Annotated in this window: 1 pseudogene; it reads left to right on the forward strand. The window is 73.1% G+C overall.

Annotated elements, in window-relative coordinates:
* Positions 1-153 precede the first annotated feature (153 nt).
* Positions 154-546 (forward strand): annotated as a pseudogene (locus tag CCN56_RS41540) (hypothetical protein); the annotation flags it as partial.

Here is a 546-nt window from a genome sequence, read left to right on the forward strand (position 1 = left end):
TCCATCCGACGGCGGCGCCGGCGAGCGGGCTGGCTACTGGTGCTGACCGTCGTGCTCCTGGCCGGCATCCTCGCCGTCAACGCGTGGGCCTCGCCGACCGCGCCACGGCAGCCGCCTGCGGACCCGCCGCTGCCTCCTCCGACCGCGCTGCCCATGCCCACGCCGTGTAGCTTCCCCGGCCAGCTCGGCTGCACCTCGCCGACGCCGACCACAACGCCGAGCAAGCCGTGCACGGGCGAGGACTGCATCCCGCAGCCAACTCCGCCGGCGCCGAGCACGAACCCGCAGCAGCCGGGCACCGGCAGCGGCGACGGCGACTCGGACTGCGGCATCACCGACGCCGGCGCACGCATCACCGAGGCCGTCAACTCGGCGTTCCGCAGTGTCGTCGACGACGCGCTGGATCCGATCCTCGAGCTGATCGGCCACACCGCGCTGTCCACGCCGACGATCAGCGACCTGCCCGGCATCGGCGAGCTCTGGAACAGCTCCTGGGAGATCGTGGTCGCCGCCTACGGGCTGCTCATCCTGCTCGGCGGCATCCTG

Source organism: Streptomyces sp. NRRL B-24572 (assembly GCF_002156145.1).
GTDB lineage: Bacteria > Actinomycetota > Actinomycetes > Streptomycetales > Streptomycetaceae > Streptomyces > Streptomyces vietnamensis.